This is a genomic window from Streptomyces sp. CLV115 (assembly GCF_038448545.1).
In the GTDB taxonomy this organism is placed as follows: Bacteria; Actinomycetota; Actinomycetes; order Streptomycetales; family Streptomycetaceae; genus Streptomyces; species Streptomyces sanglieri.
Map to the genome: position 1 here is coordinate 1 of NZ_JBCEWQ010000272.1, position 5,676 is coordinate 5,676.

Here is a 5,676-nt window from a genome sequence, read left to right on the forward strand (position 1 = left end):
TTGGTCGGCTCGTCCAGCAGCAGCACATTGGCGGAGGAGACCACCAGGGTCGCCAGGGCGAGACGGGTCTTCTCGCCGCCGAGGAGCCGGAGGAGGGTGGTCTTGCCCGCGCCGTTGAGGCCGAGGATGACGACCCGGGAGCCCTTGTCGATGGCGAGGTCCACATCGGTGAAGATTTCCAGCGAGCCGTACGACTTGGACAGGCCCTCCGCCATCAGCGGGGTCTTGCCGCACGGTGCGGGCTCGGGGAAGCGGAGCTTGGCGACCTTGTCGGAGACCCGGACGGCCTCCAGGCCGGAGAGCAGCCGCTCGGCACGCTTGGCCATGTTCTGCGCGGCGACGGTCTTGGTGGCCTTCGCGCGCATCTTGTCGGCCTGCGAGTTGAGGGCCGCGGCCTTCTTCTCGGCGTTCTGCCGCTCGCGCTTGCGGCGCTTCTCGTCGGCCTCGCGCTGCTGCTGGTAGAGCTTCCAGCCCATGTTGTAGATGTCGATCTGCGAGCGGTTGGCGTCGAGGTAGAAGACCTTGTTGACGACCGTCTCGACGAGCTCGGCATCGTGGGAGATCACGATGAAGCCGCCGCGGTAGGTCTTGAGGTAGTCGCGCAGCCAGACGATCGAGTCGGCGTCGAGGTGGTTGGTCGGCTCGTCGAGCAGCAGGATGTCGGCGTCCGAGAAGAGGATGCGGGCCAGCTCGACGCGGCGGCGCTGACCGCCGGAGAGCGTATGGAGCGGCTGTCCGAGCACCCGGTCGGGCAGGCTGAGCGCGGCGGCGATGGTGGCGGCCTCGGCCTCGGCGGCGTATCCGCCCTTGGTGAGGAACTCCGTCTCCAGGCGCTCGTACTTCTTCATCGCCTTCTCGCGGGTGGCGCCCTTGCCGGTCGCCATCCGCTCCTCGTTCTCCCGCATCTTGCGCAGGATCTCGTCGAGGCCGCGGGCGGAGAGGATCCGGTCGCGGGCCAGCACGTCGAGGTCGCCGGTGCGGGGGTCCTGCGGGAGGTAGCCCACCTCGCCGGAGCGGGTGATGGTGCCGCCGACGGGGCTGCCCTCGCCCGCGAGGCACTTGGTGAGGGTGGTCTTGCCCGCTCCGTTGCGGCCGACGAGGCCGATGCGGTCGCCCTTGGCGACACGGAAGGAGGCGGACTCGATGAGAATGCGGGCGCCGGCACGCAGCTCGATGCCGGAAGCGGTGATCACGGTAAAACTCCAGGGCGGGTTGGACGGCGGACGGGACGAGGGCGGAGGTGTCTCGACGCCGCTAATGCACAAGGAGAATTGCCATGCGGGCCATTCTACTGGCGGTGTGCAACTGCTTTTCCGCATGCGTCCACGGCACTTGCCGGACGGTCGCCCGGCGTCGCCGCCCCACTCCACCGCGCGACCAAAAGGGGCATTGCGTTTCGAACCGGCCGATACTCGGCGGAGGTGGTGAGACCACCGCGGCCGCAGCGGAGGGTGGTGCCCCATGCAGTTCGACGACGACGCCGACCTGGACACGTCCGAGGTCAAGGATGTGCGCGGCAGCCGGATCCCGGGCGGCAGGGCCACCGTGGGCGGCGGCATCGCCGGTCTCGTCGCACTGATCCTGGGGCTGCTCTTCGGCGTCGGCCCGGAGCAGCTCGGCCTGTCGGACGGCGGCCCGGCCACGGCGCCGACCGCGTCGACGGCGGCGCAGGTGCAGCAGTCCTGCCGCACCGGGAAGGACGCGAACACCAGGGACGACTGCCGGACGGTGGCGGTGGTCAACAGCGTGCAGGACTTCTGGCGGCAGGAGTTCCAGCGGCGCCGGGGCACGTACACGCCGTCGCGCACGGTCCTGTTCAGCGACCGGATCGGCACCGCGTGTGGCTCCGCGACCTCGGCGGTCGGGCCGTTCTACTGCCCGGGCGACCGGCAGGTCTATCTGGACCTGGGGTTCTTCGACGAGCTGCGGACGAAGTTCGGCTCCAGTGGCGGCCCGTTCGCCCAGGCCTACGTCGTCGCCCATGAGTACGGACACCATGTGCAGGACCTGATGGGGACGCTGAACCGGTCCCAGGACGGCCGGACCGGCTCGGACAGCAACGCGGTCCGGGTGGAGCTCCAGGCGGACTGCTACGCCGGGGTCTGGGCGCACCACGCGACGACCACGCCGGACGAGTCGACCGGCCGGCCGCTGATCACCTCGCTGACGCAGGCGGACATCCGGGACGGGCTCGACGCGGCGGCCGCGGTCGGCGACGACCGGATCCAGGAGAAGTTCCAGGGCCGGGTGACTCCGGAGTCCTGGACGCACGGCTCGGCCGCGCAGCGCCAGCAGTGGTTCACCACCGGCTTCCGCAGCGGCGACATGGCCGACTGCAACACCTTCCGCTGAGGTCCGCGGCCGTGCCGGGCCGCTGTCGGTGGCGGATGGAAGACTGAGACGCGGATCACAGAACCGGGTCACGGGAGTACGAAAGTCACGGGAGTGCGAAAGGGGTGAGCGTCATGGCAGGCGCACCGGCCGGCGTTCCGACGATCTATCCGACGATTCTGTACGACGACGCGAAGGCCGCGATCAGGACGCTGACGGAGGGCCTCGGCTTCACCGAGGAAGCGGTGTACGAGGGCGCGGGCGGGCAGGTGCTCCACGCCGAGCTGTCCTGCGGCAACGGCAGGGTGATGCTGGGCTCCAAGGGCCGCGAGGGCGTGTTCGCCGAGGCGATGCGGGGCGCGGGCCCGGCCGGTGTCTACGTCGTGGTCGACGAGGTCGACGAGCACCATGCCCGGGCGGTGGAGCACGGGGTGGAGATCCTGATGCCGCCCACCGATCAGGACTACGGCTCGCGCGACTACATGGCGCGGGACGCCGAGGGCAATGTGTGGAGCTTCGGTACGTACGCGCCGGGGGCGGCGGACCGGGCCGACGAGGCCTGAGCGCGAGCGGGCCCCGATCCGCCGGACGGGCCCGGGGCGGGCCCGTCCGGCGCGGGGGTGTCAGGCGCCGCCGGTGTGGACCTGGAACGCGGCCCGGCGCACCGCCTTGGCCAGCGCCGGGTCCGGGTGCGCGGCGGCCAGCGCCACCAGCACCTGCACGGTGCGCGGGTGGCCGACGGCGCGTACCTCGTCCAGCAGGGCCGGCACCGTGCCCTGGACGGCCGAGTCGAGGTGGCGGACCAGCAGCCCGGTCTCGCCGTGGTCGGCGACGGCGGCCGCCGTGTCGACCCAGAGCCAGGTGGCCTCCTCCCGGCTGAGCACGTCCTGGGCGTCCTCGGGGTCGGCTCCGTCGTACTCGGCCAGCCAGAGCAGCGCGTAGGGGCGCAGCGAGGGGTCGGCGACGACGGAGCGCACCTCGGGCTCGGCCGGGGCGCCGACGACCCGGAGCGCCTCGAAGGCGAGCCCCCGCAGGAGCGCGTCCTCGCCGCGGGCGACGGCGAGGAGCTCCGCGACGGCGCTGCCGACGGGACGGGCGGCCAGCCAGGCGCGGTATTCGTCGCGGGCCGGGCCGGGGGTGAGCCGGGCGCAGCCGAGCAGCATGTCGGCGGCGGACTGCTCGATGTTCCCGGCCGGGCTCTGGGCCGCGACGCAGATCTGTTCCAGCTTGACCCAGACCGCCCAGTTGCCGAGCGGGGTGAGGGTGGCGTGGCCGGCGCCGAGGGTGAGTGCTCCGACGGCGGCCAGGCCCTCCAGGGCCCAGTCCAGCAGGAGCGCCACCAGGGCGGCGGGGTGCGCGGGGGGCGCGGTCTCGGCCGGTACGGGCAGCGGCTGGGGGCCGTAGGGCACCTCGCAGCGCTCCTCGCGCAGTTCCGCGACGCGCTGGCCGAGCAGGTCCAGCAGGGCGGGCACGGTGACCGGGCCGGCCGAGAGCTGGAGCAGGGAGAGGACCTGCGGCACGGCCTCGACCGCCTCGGCGACCGCGGTGGACTCGATGTCCGCGGGCGCCGGGTGGACCAGCGACCAGGCGTCGAAGAGCGCCACCCAGCCGCGGAGCACGGCGGAGTCGTCGCGGTCCCAGGCGCGCAGCCGCCAGCCGGGGCGTGCGGTCTCGCCGTGCAGTTCGACGAGGCCGGCGAGCCGGGCCCGGTCCCAGCCGTAGCGCACCTGGGCCGGGGACAATTCCAGGGCTGCCGCGGCCCGTTGGAGCGCCTGGGCGGCGAGCGGTGGTGCGCCGGGGATCGCGCCGTCGGCCGCCCAGCGGGCGATCCGTACGGCGTCGGCGAGGGCCGTCCTGGCCTGCCGGGCCAGTTCCGACCGGGGTGGGGTGCCCTCCGGTGGGCGGGGTGCCGGCCTGGTGCGCCGGGTGGTCACGGCCTTGCGAGCGGTGGCAAGGGGTCGCGGGCGGACAAGTCGCAGCCTGGAGTCGCGCGGGTTACGGGACGTCACGGGGAGCAGTCTTGCTCCTGACGGCCCGAAAGCCCAAACGGAACCCGAATTCCCGGTGGGGACCGGTGGGACGGGGCCCGGGACCAACCGCCCGATCCCTCGCATCGGGTCACATCAGGGGCGTGAGGAAGCGGCGCAGGGTCTCTTCGTAGTGCGCCGGGTCGGCGTTCCACATCGCCGCATGCGGAGCCTGCTCCACGGCGTGCAGGGCGATCAGGTCCGGGCGGCGGGCGGCGAGGTCGCGGGAGGGCTGCCAGGGGGCGATCCGGTCGTCGGGCCCGTGGAAGATCAGGGTCGGCACGTGCAGCGCCGGGGCGAGGGAGCCGTCCAGCAGCCGGGCGCCGTGCAGTCCGGTCTGCCCCTCGGCGGCGCGGACGGCGAGCGGCAGCAGGGCGGACGGGACGCCGCGGGCGAGGGCCAGGGCACGCAGCGTGGTGGCCCAGTCCAGCACCGGGGAGTCCAGGACGAGACCGCAGATCCGGTCGCGCAGCGCGGAGTTGACGGTCGCGAGCAGCGCCATGGAGGCGCCGGTGGACCAGCCGTGCAGGACGACCTTCTCGGCTCCGTACCGCACGGCGAAGCGGATCGCGGCGTCCAGGTCGCGCCACTCGGATTCGCCGAGATGAGCGAGGCCGTCGGGGGGCCTCGGGGCTCCGGCGTCGCCGCGGTAGGCCAGGTCGAGCACGGGCAGCCGCAGGGCGTGCAGGAACCTCATGATGTTCATGGGGTGTTCCCGGGTGGTGCCGATGCCGTGCACGGTGATGACCCAGGTGTCGCGGGGGCCGGGCAGGAACCAGGCGGGCAGGGTGCCGAGTTCGCCGGGGATCTCGACGTCCCGGTGGCCCAGGCCCAGGGCCGAGGACGGGTCGCCGCTGTGCAGCTGCGGGGTGACGCGGACCTTGGCGCCGGTCTCCAGGCTGCCGCGGTCGACGCGTTCCAGCCGGCGGACGACGGTGTCGGGGGCGTGGTGGGCGTGCTCGATCACCGGGCCGACCACGGCGTGGACGTCCTTGGCCGTCAGTCCGTACGTGCCGGGCCGCAGGGCGGTGAGGGAGCGGGTCAGGGTGACCTGCCCGGCCGCCGTGGCGTGCACGGTGAGTCTGCGGTCGGCGGGGAGGGGCCGTCCGGACGCCCTGAGGGCGGCGTCGCTGGCGTACCGGCCGGCCGCGACCGCTGCCGCACCGACGCCGAGGATCGTGGTGACGGCTGCTGCCGTAACTGTTGCCGGGCGCACCGCTTCAGTGTCGTGGCGGCTGCGGAACCCCGCCAGCGGGCGGGGCCGTCCGGCGGACCGGAGGCGGACGGGCCGGGGCGGACCGGCGGACCGGGGACGGGC

Annotated in this window: 5 protein-coding genes; 2 read left to right on the forward strand and 3 right to left on the reverse strand. The window is 73.5% G+C overall.

Annotation, left to right across the window (positions count from 1 at the left end; genetic code table 11):
- The coding region (locus AADR41_RS40895) for an ABC-F family ATP-binding cassette domain-containing protein (RefSeq protein ID WP_342287433.1) at nt 1–1,193 on the reverse strand (1,193 nt) is incomplete at its 3' end.
- Nucleotides 1,194–1,461: 268 nt separating this feature from the next.
- Between AADR41_RS40895 and ypfJ the strand changes: the two genes are divergently transcribed.
- Complete coding sequence (ypfJ, locus tag AADR41_RS40900; protein WP_342287434.1) at nt 1,462–2,352, forward strand: KPN_02809 family neutral zinc metallopeptidase; 891 nt, start codon at nt 1,462–1,464, stop codon at nt 2,350–2,352.
- Nucleotides 2,353–2,465: 113 nt separating this feature from the next.
- Entirely contained in the window at nt 2,466–2,894 is a 429-nt protein-coding gene (locus AADR41_RS40905; RefSeq protein ID WP_342287435.1) for a VOC family protein, read from the forward strand.
- Between the two features lie 60 nt (nt 2,895–2,954).
- Here the strand turns inward: AADR41_RS40905 and AADR41_RS40910 are convergent, their stop codons facing one another.
- Nucleotides 2,955–4,265, reverse strand: coding sequence for a hypothetical protein (locus AADR41_RS40910; RefSeq protein ID WP_342287436.1), 1,311 nt, complete (start codon nt 4,263–4,265; stop codon nt 2,955–2,957).
- Between the two features lie 184 nt (nt 4,266–4,449).
- Nucleotides 4,450–5,574 carry an alpha/beta hydrolase gene (locus AADR41_RS40915; protein WP_342287438.1) on the reverse strand — a complete coding sequence of 375 codons (1,125 nt, stop codon included), beginning with the start codon at nt 5,572–5,574 and terminating at the stop codon, nt 4,450–4,452.
- Between the last annotated feature and the right edge of the window lie 102 nt (nt 5,575–5,676).

Coding starts and splice junctions, on each gene's coding strand:
- AADR41_RS40905 (WP_342287435.1), top strand. CDS start 2,466: ATGGCAGGCGCACCGGCCGGCGTTCCGACGATCTATCCGACGATTCTG.
- ypfJ (WP_342287434.1), top strand. CDS start 1,462: ATGCAGTTCGACGACGACGCCGACCTGGACACGTCCGAGGTCAAGGAT.